Annotated in this window: 19 protein-coding genes; 3 read left to right on the top strand and 16 right to left on the bottom strand. The window is 54.9% G+C overall.

The window, feature by feature from the left end; genetic code table 11:
- Window positions 1-11: 11 nt before the first annotated feature.
- From RTX30_RS15770 to pmbA, 11 genes are all read right to left on the bottom strand, one after another.
- Window positions 12-1,160: a lactonase family protein gene (locus RTX30_RS15770; RefSeq protein WP_312691113.1), complete on the bottom strand. Its 1,149-nt coding sequence runs from the start codon at window positions 1,158-1,160 to the stop codon at window positions 12-14.
- 60 nt (window positions 1,161-1,220) lie between these two features.
- Complete coding sequence (gene dagF, locus RTX30_RS15765; RefSeq protein ID WP_312691111.1) at window positions 1,221-1,961, bottom strand: 2-dehydro-3-deoxy-phosphogluconate aldolase; 741 nt, start codon at window positions 1,959-1,961, stop codon at window positions 1,221-1,223.
- Window positions 1,958-3,076, bottom strand: coding sequence for a DgaE family pyridoxal phosphate-dependent ammonia lyase (locus RTX30_RS15760; RefSeq protein ID WP_312691109.1), 1,119 nt, complete (start codon window positions 3,074-3,076; stop codon window positions 1,958-1,960). The genes dagF and RTX30_RS15760 overlap by 4 nt, the downstream gene beginning before the upstream one ends.
- Window positions 3,060-4,193, bottom strand: coding sequence for an amidohydrolase/deacetylase family metallohydrolase (locus RTX30_RS15755; RefSeq protein ID WP_312691107.1), 1,134 nt, complete (start codon window positions 4,191-4,193; stop codon window positions 3,060-3,062). The genes RTX30_RS15760 and RTX30_RS15755 overlap by 17 nt, the downstream gene beginning before the upstream one ends.
- A 42-nt stretch (window positions 4,194-4,235) precedes the next feature.
- On the bottom strand, window positions 4,236-4,877 hold the full coding sequence (locus RTX30_RS15750) for a DUF4310 family protein (RefSeq protein ID WP_312691105.1): 642 nt from the start codon (window positions 4,875-4,877) through the stop codon (window positions 4,236-4,238).
- A gap of 9 nt (window positions 4,878-4,886) precedes the next feature.
- The gene (locus RTX30_RS15745) at window positions 4,887-5,663 is read right to left on the bottom strand and encodes a DUF4311 domain-containing protein (protein ID WP_312691103.1); all 777 of its coding nucleotides are present in this window, start codon (window positions 5,661-5,663) and stop codon (window positions 4,887-4,889) included.
- Between the two features lie 50 nt (window positions 5,664-5,713).
- Window positions 5,714-6,010 carry a DUF4312 family protein gene (locus RTX30_RS15740; protein ID WP_312691102.1) on the bottom strand — a complete coding sequence of 99 codons (297 nt, stop codon included), beginning with the start codon at window positions 6,008-6,010 and terminating at the stop codon, window positions 5,714-5,716.
- A gap of 2 nt (window positions 6,011-6,012) precedes the next feature.
- The gene (locus RTX30_RS15735) at window positions 6,013-6,375 is read right to left on the bottom strand and encodes an SFCGS family glycine-rich protein (RefSeq protein WP_061498291.1); all 363 of its coding nucleotides are present in this window, start codon (window positions 6,373-6,375) and stop codon (window positions 6,013-6,015) included.
- Window positions 6,376-6,385: 10 nt separating this feature from the next.
- Window positions 6,386-6,694: a glycine dehydrogenase gene (locus RTX30_RS15730; RefSeq protein ID WP_312691099.1), complete on the bottom strand. Its 309-nt coding sequence runs from the start codon at window positions 6,692-6,694 to the stop codon at window positions 6,386-6,388.
- A 305-nt stretch (window positions 6,695-6,999) separates the two neighbouring features.
- Entirely contained in the window at window positions 7,000-7,386 is a 387-nt protein-coding gene (gene cybC / locus RTX30_RS15725) for a cytochrome b562 (protein ID WP_312691096.1), read from the bottom strand.
- Between the two features lie 55 nt (window positions 7,387-7,441).
- The gene (gene pmbA, locus RTX30_RS15720; protein WP_312691094.1) at window positions 7,442-8,794 is read right to left on the bottom strand and encodes a metalloprotease PmbA; all 1,353 of its coding nucleotides are present in this window, start codon (window positions 8,792-8,794) and stop codon (window positions 7,442-7,444) included.
- Between the two features lie 94 nt (window positions 8,795-8,888).
- On the opposite strand from pmbA, the gene yjgA reads away from it, so the two are divergent.
- A complete protein-coding gene (gene yjgA / locus RTX30_RS15715) occupies window positions 8,889-9,443 on the top strand; it encodes a ribosome biogenesis factor YjgA (protein WP_312691093.1) in 555 nt (184 codons plus the stop codon).
- Between the two features lie 335 nt (window positions 9,444-9,778).
- On the top strand, window positions 9,779-10,987 hold the full coding sequence (locus RTX30_RS15710) for an aldose 1-epimerase family protein (protein WP_312691167.1): 1,209 nt from the start codon (window positions 9,779-9,781) through the stop codon (window positions 10,985-10,987).
- Window positions 10,988-11,048: 61 nt separating this feature from the next.
- Here RTX30_RS15710 and mpl read toward each other — a convergent pair whose 3' ends face one another.
- Window positions 11,049-12,431: a UDP-N-acetylmuramate:L-alanyl-gamma-D-glutamyl-meso-diaminopimelate ligase gene (gene mpl / locus RTX30_RS15705; protein ID WP_312691092.1), complete on the bottom strand. Its 1,383-nt coding sequence runs from the start codon at window positions 12,429-12,431 to the stop codon at window positions 11,049-11,051.
- 279 nt (window positions 12,432-12,710) lie between these two features.
- Here mpl and fbp point away from each other — a divergent pair, with 279 nt between their 5' ends.
- A complete protein-coding gene (gene fbp, locus RTX30_RS15700; RefSeq protein WP_312691091.1) occupies window positions 12,711-13,709 on the top strand; it encodes a class 1 fructose-bisphosphatase in 999 nt (332 codons plus the stop codon).
- An 81-nt stretch (window positions 13,710-13,790) separates the two neighbouring features.
- On the opposite strand, the gene RTX30_RS15695 is transcribed toward fbp, so the two are convergent.
- The 4 genes from RTX30_RS15695 to ytfT form a co-directional block, all read right to left on the bottom strand.
- Window positions 13,791-14,288 (bottom strand): DUF2569 domain-containing protein, encoded by a 498-nt coding sequence (locus RTX30_RS15695; protein ID WP_312691090.1) that lies wholly within the window; start codon window positions 14,286-14,288, stop codon window positions 13,791-13,793.
- A gap of 12 nt (window positions 14,289-14,300) precedes the next feature.
- Window positions 14,301-15,866 carry a methyl-accepting chemotaxis protein gene (locus RTX30_RS15690; RefSeq protein ID WP_312691089.1) on the bottom strand — a complete coding sequence of 522 codons (1,566 nt, stop codon included), beginning with the start codon at window positions 15,864-15,866 and terminating at the stop codon, window positions 14,301-14,303.
- A 110-nt stretch (window positions 15,867-15,976) separates the two neighbouring features.
- On the bottom strand, window positions 15,977-16,975 hold the full coding sequence (gene yjfF / locus RTX30_RS15685; protein WP_312691088.1) for a galactofuranose ABC transporter, permease protein YjfF: 999 nt from the start codon (window positions 16,973-16,975) through the stop codon (window positions 15,977-15,979).
- A complete protein-coding gene (ytfT, locus tag RTX30_RS15680; protein WP_312691087.1) occupies window positions 16,962-17,987 on the bottom strand; it encodes a galactofuranose ABC transporter, ATP-binding protein YtfT in 1,026 nt (341 codons plus the stop codon). Before ytfT ends, yjfF begins: the two co-directional genes overlap by 14 nt.
- Between the last annotated feature and the right edge of the window lie 4 nt (window positions 17,988-17,991).

Genomic DNA, 17,991 nt, shown 5'->3' with positions numbered 1-17,991 from the left:
TTCTCCAGGGCTTAAGGTTGAGTAGAAATGACCATCTGAGATGGGCTGCCCACCGGCGTATAATCCGGTGTAAAGCGCAGTTTGCCATCCTGCGCTACACGAAAACGGGTAATGTTATCGCTGCGCTGATTCATGACATACAGCCAGCGGCCGTGATTATCCAGCGTGAGTGAGCGGGGATAATCACCGCGCGTCCAGACATCATCCAGATGCGTGAGTGTGCCGTCAGGCTGGACGCGAAAATGCCCGATGCTGTTGTGCAATCGGTTGGCGACATACAGTTGACTGCCATCACGGCTTAGTACCAGCCCGGCGGCAAAACTGGTGCCTTTATACTCTTTCGGCAACGCTGAAATTGTTTTCCCCTCTTTCAACGTGCCGCTGGCGTGATCCAGACGGTAGTGAGTCAGCGTCGAGGCTTCTTCATTAATCAGCCACAGCCCATCGCCCTGCGGTGTAAAAACAAAATGACGCGGCCCCGCGCCTTGTGAGGACGCCTCAATATAAGGTGGGTCGTTTGGCGTCAACTTGCCACTCTGTTCATCAAACCGATATTGATAAATGCGATCCAGGCCCAAATCGGTAGAAAAGACAAATTTCCCGCCCGGATCCGCCGCAATCATATGCGCATGCGGCCCGTTATGATCGCTGATGGCAAAGCTGCCCTCTGCCGCTGCCTGCGGTTTTGCTGCCCCCGGCGTTCCCTGATCCTGATGACTGTCCACGGCCTCACCGAGGCTACCATCCGCATTCACTGGCAAAACGGTGATTGAACCGCTGACATAATTCGCCACCAGCAGATGATGCCCCTGTGGTGTCAACGCCAGCCAGACTGGCCCGGCGCCGCCCGAAGCGACCTGGTTTAATGCGCTCAATTCACCGTCACTGCCTATGCGCAGCGCCTGTACCATGCCTTTTTCCACTTCGCTGGCCACATACAGTGTTTTGCCATCATGCGACACCGCAAGCTGTGCGGCATTGGGCAACTGGCTGACGAGCGTTCTCTGGCTGAGTGCGCCAGATTGTGGGTCGACGTTAAAGCGATAGACGCCTTCGCCATTCGGATTATAGGTCCCTACCCAGGCGTACTGGGTCTGGGCTATGGCAGTGGTCGCCAGCAGCGAAAGTGACGCGGCAAGCAAATGGCGGGCAGTGTGCATGGTCGCTCCTTAATGGTTGTCTCAAACGCCCCTTCTCCCGCCTGGAGCAGGAGAACAGGACTACTGTACCAACGCTTTCGTCATCGCCAGTAATTGGCGTACATCCTGCGGGCGGGTGTTGCCGCTCGCTTTATCAATAATCGAACTGTAAATATGCGGAATGATTTTGCTGACGCCCGCATCCAACGCGATTTGCAGGATGTCATTGTAATTATCCAGATCGATCCCTCCCGTCGGCTCCAGCCAAAAATCGTAACGGGCACAGGCTTCGGCCACCGCCTGGTACTCGTCGCGGCACGCCAGGCCGCCCATCGGGAAATATTTAATCGAGCTCCCGCCCATGTCTTTTAGCAACGCAATCGCGGTATCGATAGGCACGATGCCCGCCGCCGCTTTGCTGCTCAACGGCCCGGTCGAAATCTTCACCTGCCCCGGCGTCCCCGTTGGCGAGACCAGACCATTGACCACCGTCTCGCGCTGCCCCAGCAGCGCGCGGCTGGTTGCCACGCCAGTAAAGACCTGATTAACGTGCTGTGGTTGCACTTCCCGCGAGATGGCGCTGACCATCGCCGATTGATTCGGATCGCCCGCCCCCAGCCCAACGGAGAGCGCGTTATCAATGCGCGCAGCATAGTCGCGCATATCGGCAACCGCCGTTGCAACGTCCGGGTAGTTTTTTGACAGTACTCCCACCAGCACATGCCCTTCTGCCGCCTGATAAATGGCGCTGGCATTATCTTTACTTCCGGCCAGCACATTCAGGCAGACACGATCGCGGTAAAAATGGGGGGTCAGTTTCATGCCTGTTGCTCCTTGTTCAGTTCTTCGGCGATACGGCGATAAACAATGTCCAGTTGGTCTGCCGTTACACTGCGCACATCGGCTTCAATAATGCCTTCATTGGCTTTATAGCCCCGGAAATAAATGGCGTACTCGCCCTGTTTCAGCGCGCTCACCAGATCACCGGTTGCCATGCCGGTGACTGCTTCATCAAATTTGATTTCACTGCGGGCGATATCACGCCCGGCGCTGTCCCACACTACGCGAGCGCTTACGCCCTGCAGGGTATTTAGCTGGTCGATAAAGGGCGTCATTTTGGCGACCATCTCCGCCCCGCTCTCTTTACGCGCGCTAAGGTAGTGTTCAATGGCGCAGGTCAAACCGAGAATGCCCTCTTTGCCCACTTTCATGGCGCGGCCAATGCCCGCCGTCTGGCGTTTTACCCACTCCACATACTGGGTTTTGCCAATCACAAGCCCGCTGGTTGGCCCTTCAATGGCCTTTGCACCACTGTAAATCACCAGGTCTGCACCGGCGCGGTAATAGCACTGCAAATCTTCTTCTGCGGCCGCATCCACAATCAGCGGCAGGTTGTGTTTACGTGCTACAACAGCAGCCTGCTCCACGCTGAGCATGCTTTTTTGTACGCAGTGGTGTGACTTGATGTAGAGGATCGCCGCCGTGCGGGGAGAGATCGCCGCCGCCAGTTGATCGGCGGAGCATTCGTTGGCGTAGCCGGCTTCCACCACTTTTCCGCCGCCCAGCGCCACCATGGTGCCGACCGGCGCACCAAAGTTGACGTTATGCCCACGCGGCAGCACGATTTCGTTATTTTCGACGGGCGTGCTGTGCAGATTTTCGAGCAGCCAGTCGCTATCGCGCACCAGCACCGCAGCCACCGACTGAGCAAGGCCTGCCGACGCGCAGGAGACGACCGTCGCGCCCTCCACCTCCAGCAACTTCGCAATGTATTCGCCGGTTTTATTCACCAGATCTTTCATTTCGAAGTAGTGGTTCATGCCGCTTAACACCGCGTCAACCACCTCCGGGCGCGGGGTAGAAACACCGAGGGCCGTCATCCGCCCTGAAGCATTAATCACATGTTTCAACTGGTACTTATCATAAATCGAAGGCATTTTCCGCACTCCCTTGTTCGGTCATATAGCCGTGGCCCGCGCGAATAGCAGCCAGCGGCGTGATTATCTGTTCGGCCTGTAAGCCCACCTTTTCCGCATCGGTAAATACCACTGGCTGGCGCTTCAGGTCGAAAATCGTCAGGTCAGCATCAAAACCGACCGCCAGACGCCCTTTTTGCGTCAGACGCAGGGCTTCAGCGGCGTGATCGGTCACACAGGCAATGACCTGCGGCAGCGACAAGCCAATGGCGAGGAATTTAGACATGACATTCGCCAGCGATCGCACCGGGCCGTCAATTCGATTGCGGCAGTAAATATCTGAGCTGATGGTGTGCGGCAAAATACCCAGGCTGATGGCCTGCCTGGCGACGGCAAAGCTAAAGCTGGCGCTACCGTGCCCTACATCCAGACGCACACCGCGGCGGATAGCGCGTGCAACCGAGGCTCGTAGTTCGCCACCAGGCGTGAGAATGCGGTTCGGCTTCCCGTTGTAACAGTGGGTAATGATATCGCCCGAGGTCAGCAGGTCGGCGATCTCATCCAGATTGGGCGGGTTATTGCCGATATGCACCATTAGCGGCAAATCGCCGTTCTCTTTCTGGATGGCTTTCGCTCGCACCAGCGGCGTGATGCCGTTCTCCCCCACCACGCTACTGCTCATGCGCGCCTTCAGCCCGACAATAAAATCGGGATGGCGCTGCACTGCCGCGCGTACCGCTCCGGCATCGACATGGCTCAGGTTTGCCAGTTCGTTTTGGGCAATCAGCCCCACGCGGGAGATATTCAGCAGGGCAAAAACGTCGGTCGTTGCCTGGCGGGTCAGAGCATAAAAATCGTCAATGTCATCAGCGCCGGTGCTGCCTGCATCGATCACCGTGGTCACCCCGGTGTGGATACCGACGCTGTCGGGCTGGTCATGATAAATCGGAGAGTTCGGGTAACAGTGCACGTGGGAATCAATCCACCCGGCGCTGACGTAATACTCGCCGCATAAATCGACGGTTTTGCTCGCCGGATCGCGGATGTCGCCCAGTGCGGCGATTTTCCCCGCCTCGATGGCGATATCCGTCACCGTATCGTCAACCAGACGCGCCCGGCGCAGGAGTAAATCAAACATGCGTATCTCCAGGAGTAACGGGCGCCGCAGCGCCCGTGTGTATCAGAGGGCTACCGGGAAGAGTGATCCCAGCAGCATCGCACCAAGGATCGCGCCCCCGGTAATCGGCTTTTGCCAGAGGTAGAACAGCAGCGCGCCCACCAGCGAACCCATGCCGATAGGAATCGACGCGGTCATGGCGCTGAGAATAATCAACGGGCCAAGAAAACGGCCAGACGCATTGCCTGCGCCCATCATTACGTCAGCACCGTAGGTGGAGTCGCTCTGGTTGATGGTGAATTTACGCGCCAGGATAATCAGGTAACCAATCGCCAGCCCAATCACCAGGCCAGTTGCCAGCGAAGCAACAAAGTTTGCCACCGGGAAGACAAAGCCTGCGCCCAACAACAGCGCCGGGACACCCAGCCCTACACCGGTCTGGATCGCCCCGCCGATGTCGAGGATGCCGACCAGCGACCCTTCAATAATGCGGGCAAAGAGAAAACTGGCGCCAAACGCGGCTACCGCGCCATAGACGCCGGTATCCATACCGGAACGCAGCATTGACACGAAAGCCACCTCGTTAAACGCGCCAATACCGTACAGGTAGTACATGTGCGTCCCGGCAAACACGCCGGATGAGAGCAGGCCGACAAAAATCGGAAATGACCAGTCGGCGTACCAAAAACCTTTATTCTGTTCCATGTCGGTTCCTTATTTGCCGCTGAGCGAGTTATGGATGAGCTCCAGCCAGTTCGGCGCGCTCAGATTAAAAGAAGCGATCATTTTCAGGTCGAAGCCGCGGAAGAAAGCGCTGAGTACAAACAGCGCGACAATCGCCGTCATCATGACTTTAGTGACGCGGTTCCAGCCGCTCTCCTCAACGCCTTTACCAATCAGAATGCCCAGCACCAGACCGGGTACGGCGTTACCCATTATCAGTTGCGCCGCGCCACCAAAGACAGTTGCCCAGAAGCCGGATTTTTTCCCCGCGTCGATGGCCGCCAGCCAGAAAATTACCGGCATCACGGTGTTCACCAGCAGGTTTGCCGCCGGCACCAATACTTTTACCGCGGTCACTTGCAGCGCCGCCGGAACGGATGAGGCCGTCAGGTTAAGGAAGGTGACCACTACCATGCCGATCAGCGCACAGGCGATGGCCATTTTTTTCGGATCGTGCAGGGTTTCGCCCACGTTGCGGTTTTTCACCATCAACGCTGCAGCGCCCCAGTTGGGGATAATACGGTGATCAACATCCTGGGTGAACGACCCCGCCGCCACAGACGACGCCCAGGCGTTAAAAAAGAAGCCCAGGCCAAAGGAGAAGTGAGACGCCGGATCACCCTCACAGGAGTTGAGTTCCCCCAAAGTACGAAATGCGCCCATCCCCTGAGTGGTCGGCGCATGGAACATGCGTGCAGCCCCGGCGCCTACACCCACGCCGACCAGACCGCCAATGATGAGCGATTTTATTAGTATGATTAAGAACATCAGTCTGCCCTCTTCAACCCTGTGGGTCTGACTCACGGGTATGCGTTTAGTTACTTCGTGACGAAATCCACTTTGTCGAGATTGATGGCGGTCACGTTGACAGTCACATCCAGCTCCACGCTGTATGCACGTCGTTCCCGACGCAGAAAAAGGAACAAAAAGGCCTCTTTCCGCGTCGTTTCCTGCGCATGAACAACCCGCACATCCTGTGGCTCAATACGCAGTAAAATATGCGGCGACGTTTTCATCACCGCGGCCTGAACATGGTTCAACGCATCGGCGAAGGCGCGCGCTTTCGCATCGCCCTTGCCTTTAACCCTGACCGTGGTGGTGAACTGTTCTTTCATGGTTATGCGCCGTATTTTTTCAGCCACGCCTGCACCAGACGCTCGCCCAATTCTTCTTTATCCATAAAGCCGAAGCCCAGCACATTGCAGCCTTCATTGATGGCGGTAACGCCCTCTTCGACTGAACGCATGCCATATTTGGCTTTGTAGCCATGTTTGTTCTGCGCGGTGATAGCGCCCGCACCGCCGCTACCGCAAAACGAAATGCCGAAGGTGGCGTTTTCTGCTTTCATCACATCTCCCAGCTTCATATCTGCCGCCACACCCGGCACGACCACTGCGCGGCCGCCTGCTTTCTCCACGCCTGCAGCGACTTTTTGGCCTTTGCCCAGACGATCGCCAATCACTACGGTAATTTGTTCCATCGTTTGCTCCTTACAGGTTGTCTTTCGCCACTTCGAAGTGCACGGAGAGCAGCCAGGCTTCTTCTTCCGGGAGGTTGCCAAAAGCGGCCACCACATCGCGGGCAAGGTTCATCGACTCGGTCGAGATTTCGTCAAACAGGCTGGCATCCACATCCGGCAATGGTTCGCCGGTCACCGAGCGGTGCGCCATCGCCCTTACATGAGAAGTCAGCATCTGTTGCTGTACTGCGTTCGGCGTGATGTTCTGCTCGCTTAACAAGCGATACACCTGCGCCAGCATGCGTTCCGCGAGGGTCGCCATTTGCTCCGCGTCGTTCATTACTGCTCCGTTATTCACAGGTCTGCCCCATTAATGGCCCTGGAATAAAACTAGCGTCGCAGGTTACGAGTTTGTAGCGAGGAGTTTTCCACTTCGAAGTGGAAAGGAGACAGGTGTTAGTGATCTGCGCCACATAAATGTACCCAGGAGGGATTTTTCACTGTGCGGCGGTCACAGGATTGAAGAAAAGTGGCGGAAATTTGCGTCTTCGAAAGCATAACAACGCAGGTAACAGAAAGGAGAAAGTGTGAGATGAATAAGGTTTGCTTATTGATTAAGCGGGGCCGTAGCCCCGCTCAGGTATTTTAGCGGAACTTCTTGTGGTAAGTGTTGCGGGTATTGGCAAGACCTTCTGCTGCGGCCTGCGCCTCTTTCACTTTGCCTTCGTTGGCCAGTTTCAGCGCACCGTCAATCTGACCGACCAGGATATCAAAGCCGTGGCGGTAATCTTTCATCTCGGCGCTGTCCGGCGCTTTGCCTTCCAGCTTCGGCGGGGTGGCTTTTTGCGCATCCAGCGCGGCGGTACGCATTTTGGTTAATGCCGTTTTCATTTCACTGGCATCACTGGTTTTTTGCACCACTTTCAGGTTATCGCTGAGGATTTCCATATCATCTTCCAGATCGGCGGCAAACGCCGCAGAGCCGATAAACAACGAAGATACGGCAAGGATTGCTAACAGGTTTTTACGCATTGCTCACTTCCTTTTTTATTATTACGCTTCAGGCGCAGGTCTTAGCGCCACGGAGTTATTGTCCGGCGATTTTCATCTCCGGGAGTAACACTGAACCACATTGAATGTTGCTGCGATGTTCAATATCGTCGCCAATCGTGACAATATTGCGCCACATTTCTTTCAAATTACCTGCGATGGTGATCTCACTTACCGGATACTGGATTTCACCGTTTTCCACCCAAAAACCCGCCGCGCCGCGCGAGTAGTCACCGGTAATCCCGCTGACACCCTGGCCCATCAGCTCCGTAACCACCAGGCCAGTGCCCATCTCCTTCAACATCTGCTCAAAACTCAGCCCACGCCCGGCGATACGCCAGTTGTGAATGCCACCTGCGTGACCCGTACTTTTCAGCCCGAGCTTGCGTGCCGAATAATTGGTCAGTAGCCACTGGGTGAGGATGCCCTCTTTCACAATATCTCGCCGTTCGGTGCGTACGCCCTCGCTGTCGAACGGCGTTGATGCCAGCCCCTTGCGCAAGTGCGGATGCTCTTCAATGGTCAGCCACTCCGGCAGGATCTGTTTGCCCAGATAATCCAGTAAGAAGGTGGATTTACGGTACACTGAACCGCCCGCAATCGCTCCGACCAGGTGACCAAACAGCCCGGTCGCCACTTCATGACCAAAAATCACGGGCGCTTTCATCGTCGGTAGTTTGCGCGGAGAAAGGCGGGACAAAGTACGACGCGCGCACTCTTCACCAACCCACTCCGGGGTTTGCAGATCGCGAATGTCGCGCCCGATGGTGTAAGCGTAATCCCGCTCCATATCCCCGTTTTCTTCGGCAATCACACAACTGGAGAGTGAGTGGCGCGTTGAGCAGTAGCTCTGCAGCATTCCGTGGCTGTTGCCGAACACTTTGATGCCATAGTGACTGTTAAAGCTGCCGCCTTCGGTATTGTTGATGCGTTTGTCCGCTTTCAGCGCGGTCTGCTCGGCGCGAGCTGCCCATTCGATGGCTTCATCCGGCGTCACTTCTGCCGGGTGAAAAAGGTCAAGATCCGGCGCGTCGAACGCCAGCAGCTCTTTGTCCGCCACGCCCGCATACGGGTCTGGCGAGGTATAGCGGGCGATGTCGAGCGCTGCCTGCACGGTACGGGCTATCGCATCCGGGCTAAGGTCGGTCGACGAGGCACTGCCTTTACGGTTCTGGTGATAAACCGTGATGCCCAGCGCCCCGTCGCTGTTAAATTCCACATTCTCCACTTCGCCGTAGCGTGTGCTGACACCAATGCCGGTGGTTTTGCTGACGGCCACTTCCGCACCGTCCGATTTCCCGGCGGCCAGCTCCAGCGCCGTGGAAACTGCGTCTTCCAGTACTTTGCGTTGTTGTGCAACTTGTGTGATCACTTTCATCGCCAATGCCATAATTAAGGGAGAGAATCTTTGAAGTCTAACAGAGAACCGTTTTTCAGTGCGCGCCTTAACTGGTAACATTAGCCTCTTTTTTAAGGAGCCTGAGATGACAAAGCAGCCCGACGACTGGCTCGACGACGTGCCCGGTGATGATATTGAAGACGAAGATGATGAGATCATCTGGGTCAGTAAGAGTGAAATTAAGCGCGATGCGGAAGAGTTAAAGCAGCTTGGCGCGGAAATGGTAGACCTGGGGAAAAACGCGCTGGATAAACTGCCGCTTGACCAGGATCTGCGCGACGCGATTGAACTGGCGCAGCGCATTAAGAAAGAGGGCCGCCGCCGTCAAATGCAGCTGATCGGCAAAATGCTTCGTCAACGCGATGTGGATCCCATTCGCCAGGCGCTGGACAAGCTGAAAAACCGTCATAACCAGCAGGTGGCGTTTTTCCACAAGCTGGAGCATTTACGTGATCGTCTGATTGAAGAAGGCGATGATGCCGTGCCGGAGGTACTGAACCTGTGGCCGGCTGCTGACCGTCAGCAATTGCGTTCGCTGGTCCGCAACGCCCAAAAAGAGAAAGAAGGCAATAAAGCGCCAAAATCCGCGCGTTTGATCTTCCAGTACCTGCGTGAACTGGCTGAAAGCAGCGAAGCCTGATTGCCGTCTCTGAACCCTCCCCGCCGGGAGGGTTTTTCTTTTCCGCCTGCTGCGTTTTGGTTAGTAGTTTCTCATTTTTCCTTTTTTGCCTGTGATTTCTGTCTGGTAAAACGACCGCAAGTTTAGCTGAATCGTTAAAGCTACAATCTGCTCACTTCACAAATTTATTCTATCAATACTTTGCATTTCAATTATAAATGCGATCAATATCTGCTATTGACGCTCTTCTCGCTGCTCATTTTCATCAGATGAAACGGATCACATTTTCTTTTCTGCGCAATCCGTAAATTCCGGTTGCGACACATCTAATCGATTCAGCATAAAAGGAAGAAATGATGAAAAAGACGGTAATGTTCTCTGCGCTTGCTCTGCTTATTTCTGGTCCGGTAATGGCAAAAACCTGGGTGCTGACCAGTGCTGAAGGCGGTATTGAACAAGGAAACTGGCGTATTACCAGCGATCAGCTGAACATCAAAAATCAACAGTTCAGCATTGAGCAGGTTGTGCTGCACGGAGGGAAGCAGGAAGGCAGTAAAGTCATCAAAATAAGCGATAAAAACGGCCTCAGCATTGCCCTGAGTCCGACTCGCGGTATGAACTTACTCTATGCTGATGGTTTCGGGGTGCATTTGGGCTGGAGTTCGCCAGTGAAAGAAGTGGTGAACCCGGCGTTTATCAATCTGGAAAGCCGTAATGGCCTGGGCTGGCTGGAAGGTTTCAACGAGATGGTTGTGCGTTGCGGCTACGAATGGACCGGCCATCCGGTGACCGCTGACGGGCAGATTTATACTCTGCATGGCAAAGCCGGCAATACCCCGGCGTCGCAAGTTTCTGTCGAGGTCAGTGAAAAAGCGCCATACGAAATCCGTATACGCGGGCGTGTGTTAGAGAGCACCTTCAAAAAGGCTGACCTGCAAACTGAAATGGAGCTGCGTTACATTCCGGGCAGCAACAGCTTTAGCCTGCATGATGTGCTGACGAACCATGCCGATTACCCACATGACTACCAAATCATTTACCACAGCAACTTCAGCAAACCGATCCTTGAACAAGGCGCGCGTTTTATTACACCGCATGAAAATGTCAGCCCGTTCAACGATTATGCAAAAGATGGACTGAAAACGTGGCAAACCTATGCCGGGCCGACCAAAGGTTTTGATGAAATGGTCTTTAATATCAAACCGCTGGCCGATGCCAACAAGCAGACCGTTGCCGCCTTGCTGAACAAAGCTGGCGATAAAGGGGTGGCCATCGGTTATAACACCGACCAGCTGCCGGTACTAACGCTGTGGAAAAACACCGACACGGAAAAACAGGGCTACGTCACCGGTATCGAACCGGGTACCAGCTACGCCTATCCGGTTACTATTGAGCGGGAGCAAAAACGCGTGAAACAGCTGCAACCCGGCCAGAGTACCCGTTTTGATCTGACCTACACCCTGCTGCACAACAGCAATCAGGTGGCGGAAGTGGAAAAACGCGTACAGACGATCCAGGGAAGCAAAACTCCACAAACCATTGAAACACCGATGGCAAAAGAGTAATCACCGCATAAAAAAAACCGCGCCGGTGTACCGGTCGCGGTTTTTATTCAGCCACGCAGGCTCAGACGTTTTCAGCCGCCAGTTCCGCTTTCTTCGTCAGGCCATCCAGCAGTTTCTGATGAATGCCGCCAAAACCACCGTTGCTCATCACCAGAATGTGATCGCCCGGCTGCGCACTCTTCACGATCATATCGGCCAGCGTGTCGACATCCGCGCTCCAGTAAGCTGGCTGCACACAGGCATCTGCCACTTCGGCAACCTGCCACGGAATATGCTGCGGCTGCAGCAGGTAAACTTCATCAGCACGTCCCAGAGACGGGGCCAGATCGTCTTTGCACACGCCCATTTTCATGGTGTTGGAACGCGGCTCCAGCACGGCGATGATCTTGGCCGTGCCACCCACTTTACCGCGCAGTGCAGCAAGCGTCGCCAGAATTGCCGTCGGATGGTGAGCAAAGTCGTCGTACACCGTTACGCCGTTGGCTTCACCACGCAGTTCAAGACGGCGACGGGCATTGATGAACGATCCCAGCGCATTGGCCGCATCTGCCGGCGCAACCCCCACGTGGCGCGCCGCAGCAATCGCCATCAGGCCATTGTGCATATTGTGCTCGCCAACCAGACCCCAGTTCACCTGGCCGACACATTCGTTATCCAGCCAGACTTCCCAATGGGAGGCATCGGTATTGAGTTTTTTCGCCTGCCAGTGGCCTTGTTCACCCACCAGTTCCTGCTCGCTCCAGCAGCCCATCGCCATCGTCTGTTTCAGATTGATGTCGTTTTCAGGCCAGATAATTTTCCCCTGCCCTGGCACAATACGCACCAGGTGGTGGAACTGTTTCTGGATCGCTTTCAGATCGTCAAAAATATCCGCATGGTCAAACTCAAGGTTGTTGAGCACCAGCGTACGCGGGCAGTAATGCACAAATTTGGAACGCTTGTCGAAGAAGGCGCAATCATATTCATCTGCTTCGATAACGAAGAACGGGCTTTCACCCAGACGTGCAGAAACCTCAAAATTACCCGGAACACCGCCGATCACAAACCCAGGCTTGTAACCGCACGCGTCAAGGATCCAGGTCGCCATTCCGGCGGTGGTCGTTTTACCGTGTGTCCCGGCAATGGCCACCACCCAGCGGTCGCGTAGTACGAAGTCGTGCAGCCATTGCGGGCCGGACATAAACGGAATGTTTTTCTCCAGAACGGCTTCAACACACGGATTACCGCGCTTCATTACATTACCGACAATCACCAAATCCGGCGCAGGATCGAGCTGGCTGGCGTCGTATCCCTGCGTCAGCGCAATGCCTTCTTTTTCGAGCAGGGTGCTCATCGGCGGATAAATATCGGTATCCGACCCGGTAACCTGGTGTCCAAGGGAGCGCGCCAGCATGGCAAGCCCTCCCATGAACGTGCCACAAATCCCCAAAATATGAATGCGCATGCGTCATTATCCTTTCTTAAACTGGCGCACATTTTACTCATATGTTTAACGTCTGAGAAATGCATTTCAGGATAATCCGTATGTAGCTGGCGCGATTCACCTGAGCACGAACTTTTGAATCTTTGTTAGTATTGTTGCATGTACGTCGCGTTTTCGTTTGCGAAAGCTCTGGCTGTTACAGCGTCAGCTGTTTAATATCCGGAACTTGCTGTCATCAGCAACCTGAAAACCACAGGCTACAATCGCTTTACTCCATATTAAAAATGCAGGGAAAGTGTTATGAAAACGTTAGGTGAATTTATTGTCGAAAAGCAGCATGAGTTCTCGCATGCAACGGGTGAACTGACTGCTTTGCTGTCGGCGATAAAACTGGGCGCCAAGATCATTCATCGCGATATCAATAAGGCCGGTCTGGTCGATATCCTGGGTGCCAGTGGTGCTGAAAACGTGCAGGGCGAGGAGCAACAAAAACTCGATCTGTTCGCGAATGAAAAACTGAAAAATGCACTTCGCGCCCGCGATATCGTGGCGGGTATCGCTTCCGAAGAAGAAGATGAAATTGTCGTTTTCGAAGGTTGCGAGCACGCCAAGTACGTGGTGCTGATGGATCCTCTGGATGGCTCTTCCAACATCGACGTTAACGTCTCTGTCGGGACGATTTTCTCTATCTACCGCCGTGTAACCCCAGTGGGTACGCCGGTTACGATGGAAGATTTCCTGCAACCGGGTAACAAACAGGTCGCAGCGGGTTATGTGGTGTACGGCTCCTCCACGATGCTGGTTTACACCACCGGCTGCGGTGTTCATGCCTTTACGTATGACCCGTCGCTGGGCGTGTTCTGCCTGTGCCAGGAGCGGATGCGCTTCCCGGAGCAGGGTTACACTTACTCCATCAACGAAGGTAACTACATCAAGTTCCCGCAGGGCGTGAAGAAATACCTGAAATTCTGCCAGGAAGAAGATAAGGCCACGCACCGTCCTTATACTACGCGTTACATCGGCTCACTGGTGGCGGATTTCCATCGTAACCTGCTGAAAGGCGGTATTTATCTCTACCCTAGCACCGCCAGCCACCCGGAAGGGAAACTGCGTCTGCTGTACGAATGCAACCCGATGGCGTTCCTCGCGGAACAAGCGGGTGGCAAGGCCAGCGATGGTAAAGCACGTATTCTGGATATCCAGCCGGAAAGCCTGCACCAGCGCCGTCCATTCTTCGTCGGCAATGAGCATATGGTTGAAGATGTTGAACGTTTTATGCTTGAGTACCCGGACGCATAATCCGTTTTTGGCGCTGTAAGCGCCAGTTAGGGACTTGCCCGGCCACAGCCTGACACGCCTGGACGGGCAAATTTTAGAGCATCAGCGTACAAATGTGCGTTTTACCCGCACAGAAACAAGGAAATAAGGGATCCAGATACAGGCGCTAAGGATATTGCGGATCACCGGCTGAACTGTCTCATAGGCAAAGGGCATTGCCAGATACTGATGCGCAAGCAGCAAATCAATCACCATAAACGCAACCCACATCACCAACAGCGCGATATAGCAGCGCGGCAGCAGACGCTTCTTGCGGAAAAACAGGCTGCTGGTAAACAGCGAAAACCCAAACAGAATCAGCCAGGCAAACAGTTCAAAAAACAGAATGGCTTTTCGCGTGCCGTCAATCTGGGCGTAGTACTCCATTAACAGGCGCAGGCTGCTGTTAATGCTGAGGATTGTGCTCAGAATGCTCATGATCAGTCCGAAGGCGGCCACATACAGCCAGCCACGAATTTTTTTGAATTCGCGCTCCTCACACTGTGCACAATAATCACTGTCTTTGAGTGCTTCTTTATCGCACTGAATACAAACGCCCATGTTCCTTCCTGATTACGCCTGAGTTTGCAGGCGAAATGATGCCATAGCCTGTAACAACTCGCGAGACTGTTCTTCCAGTGAACGCGTCGCCGCAGAGGACTGCTGCACCAGTGCCGCGTTTTGCTGCGCCGTTTCATCCATCTGGCTGACCGCAATGTTCACCTGCTCAATGCCCCGGCTCTGTTCCTGCGATGCATTGGCGATTTCGCGCATTAATTTGGTCATTCGCAACACTTCTTCTGCGATTTCGTCCATCGTTTCCCCGGCCTGCATTGCCAAATCACTCCCTTCAGAGACTTGCGCCTGCGAGCTGCTGATAAGCGTGCGGATCTCTTTGGCTGCTTCTGCGCTACGGCTGGCGAGGTTACGCACTTCACCGGCTACCACAGCGAAACCACGGCCCTGCTCTCCGGCGCGGGCGGCTTCTACCGCTGCGTTCAGCGCCAGAATATTAGTCTGGAAGGCGATGGAGTCGATAACGCTAAGAATGTCGGCGATACGATCAGAACTGCCGGAGATATCGCGCATTTTTTCAATCACATAACACACCATTTCGCTACCGCGATCCGCGGTATCAGAGACGGTCTGCGCCAGTTGGTGCGCCTGCTCGGCATTGTCGGCATTCAGTTTTACCGTGGCGGTGATCTGTTCCATACTCGCGGCCGTCTGCTCGAGCGACGTGGCCGTAGATTCCGTACGCTGTGACAGATCGACGTTGCCGGCAGCGAGTTCGCGGCTACCGGTATCGATTTGGGAACTGGCATCGCGCACCCGCGTTACTGAGTTGATCAGCGCATGGCGCATCTCCTCAATGGCGGCGTTCAGGCGGTTGAACTCCTGGCTCGCCACTTCGGCTTTCACCTGTGCCAAATCACCCGCGGCAACCTTTTCAAGCTGTTCGATGGAGCTTTCCAGCGGTTTCAATAGCATATGGCGCAGCGCCAGCCAGGCCAGCACGATAATGCCCGCCACCAGCAGCGCCACGACCATAATCAGCAGCATCACCACGTTTTTACTGCTCTGTACGGCGGCCACTTCGGTTTTACCCCGCGCCTCGCCCCAGCGCTGGAAAGATTGCATATCGTTGTCGAACTGGCGGGAGATAGGGATAAGTTTGTTTTCCAGCAGATCGTAATACGCATCGGCGCTCTGTTTGTTCAGGGCATCCTGCATCGGCGTAATGCCCTGGTTGACGTAATCGCCATAGCTTTTTGCCATTTGCCCCAGCAGCGCAGCGCCTTGTTCGTCATCCACACCCATCTTGATCACGCCGGACAGCGCATTCTCGCCCTGGGCGATTTCGGTGTTGATCATCTTAACGGATTTTGCTGCATCATCCAGCAGGCCGACTTCCATCATACGCACAGCCTGGCCTGCTTCATTACGTGCGCGCAGGATCAGGGTATACCCTTCACTCAGACGCGCCATTTTCTCGCCCTGCAACTGACTAATACGCTCCAGCGACGAAGAGCTTTTATTTAATGCATACACTCCAATACCGCTGACCAGCAGCAGCAGGAGGGTCATAACAGCCAACAACGAAAGTAAACCAGTACGGATCGAAAGCGTTTTAAGCATGATGTGAATTCCGGTAGCAGTGATACTTTTTGGCGCAAATTAAGCCCATTCGTCAGTTATCGACTGCTAACGGAATTACTTTAGGAATACATCAATTTTTCATGACGTTACTATTTTGTTACGGTTGTGCTAACACGTGTTACAGGAGAGCTTTGTCGGTTCTCCCACAATACTGTCAGGCCACGTTGCAACGCGATAAAAATAAACAACAGAATACCAATGGCGATTTTGGTCCACCACGAGCTGAGCGTACCATCAAAGTTGATATAGGTCTGAATCAGCCCCTGGATCGCTACGCCAAACAGCGTGCCGAGCACCGTCCCCACGCCGCCGCTCAATAAAGTGCCGCCAATCACCACCGAGGCAATGGCGTCCAGCTCCACGCCAACGCCCGCCAGCGCATAGCCAGCCTGGGTATAAACAGAGAACACAATCCCGGCCAGCGTCGCCAGTCCGGTCGACAACATGTAAATCCGCACCGTGGTACTTCGGGTAGAGATGCCCATTAAATTCGCCGAGGTTGCATTACCGCCGATGGCATAAACCTCATTACCGAACCGGGTACGGTGCGCCAGAAAAATACCCATCACCACAACCAGCAACATCAGTAACCCCATTGCGCTTAAGCGCCCGCCGCCAGGGATTTTCCACGCAAGGCTGGAGAGCGTGTCGTAAATGGGGTGGTTGATAGGAATGGACTCCTCCGACAATAAGTAGCTGACCCCACGCAGGAAAAACATCCCCGCCAGGGTAATGATAAAAGCGGGAATTTTTAACGCATCAATCAGCAACCCCATAAACGCACCGAAAGCGCAGCCCATCGCCAGGATCAGCGGGAAAGCCAGCAGTGGTGAGATGCCCCAGTCGCCAATGGCCTTCGCCAGGAAGACGCCGCTAAAAGCGATGACGGAACCGACCGATAAATCGATACCGCCGGAGAGGATCACAAAGGTCATACCAACGGCGATAATCCCGAGAAACGCATTATCTGTCAGGATGTTGCAGATAACCCGCGTCGAGGCAAAGCCCGGAAACTGTGTCAGGCAGTAGAGGTAGCCGAGCACGAACACGCCCAGCGTGATCATGAGCGGCAAATTACGTTTTATCATGACCGCGGACTCCTTTAATCAACGCGATAAAGCGCGGCGACTGCACAATCAGTACGCACATCACCACCACGGCTTTCACAACCTGGTTGAGTTCTGGCTGGAACCCGGAGAGCAGAATACCGGTGTTCATCCCTTGAATAATCAATGCGCCCACCACCGACAACACGAGATTGAAGCGTCCCCCCATCAGCGAGCCGCCGCCGATCACCACCGCCAGGATAGCGTCCAGCTCCAGCCACAGCCCCGCATTATTGGCATCGGCACCGCGAATATCGGCCGTGACAATGACACCTGCAATCGCGGCGCAGACGCCGCTCAGCACGTAGGTCAACATAACCACGAGGCGGGTGCTGACCCCGGCGTTTTTCGCCGCGCGAATGTTGATCCCCACCGCTTCGATAAACATACCCAGCGCGGTTTTACGGGTGAATAACCAGAACAGCACCAGCGTCGCCAGCGCAATCATCACCGGCGTTGGGAATAACAACAGCGAACCGCTGCCCAGCCACGCCAGCGAGGGGGCATTGAAAGTAACGATTTGCCCCGAGGTGATCAACTGCGCAACACCGCGCCCCGCCACCATCAGGATCAACGTGGCAACAAAGGGCTGAATTTTCAGGATCGCCACCAGAATGCCGTTCCACAGCCCCGCCAGGATGCCCGTCCCCAGCGCTGCCAGCAGCACCATGCCCAGGCTGTAGCCGGCAACGGTCATCGACGCCGCCGTCGCCCCGGCGATGGCCATCACCGCTCCAACAGAGAGGTCAATGCCGCCCGTGGCAATCACCAGCGTCATACCGATCGCCAGCAACGCGACCGGCGCGGCACGGTTAAGAATGTCGACAGGGCTGCCGAACAGCCGCCCGTCCTGCAACACCACCTGGTAAAAATGCGGTGCGACAAGGCTATCCACCACCAGTACCAGCAGCAGAGCTATCAGTTGCGGCGTGCCGACAGGCCACTTAAACCGCCGCTTTGGCTGCCCGGTTTGCCCAAGAGATTGAGGCATCACACTC

Source organism: Kosakonia sp., assembly GCF_032052965.1.
In the GTDB taxonomy this organism is placed as follows: domain Bacteria; phylum Pseudomonadota; class Gammaproteobacteria; order Enterobacterales; family Enterobacteriaceae; genus Kosakonia.
The sequence above is the reverse complement of the archived record's forward strand: the minus strand, read 5'-3'. Positions and strand labels throughout refer to the sequence as shown.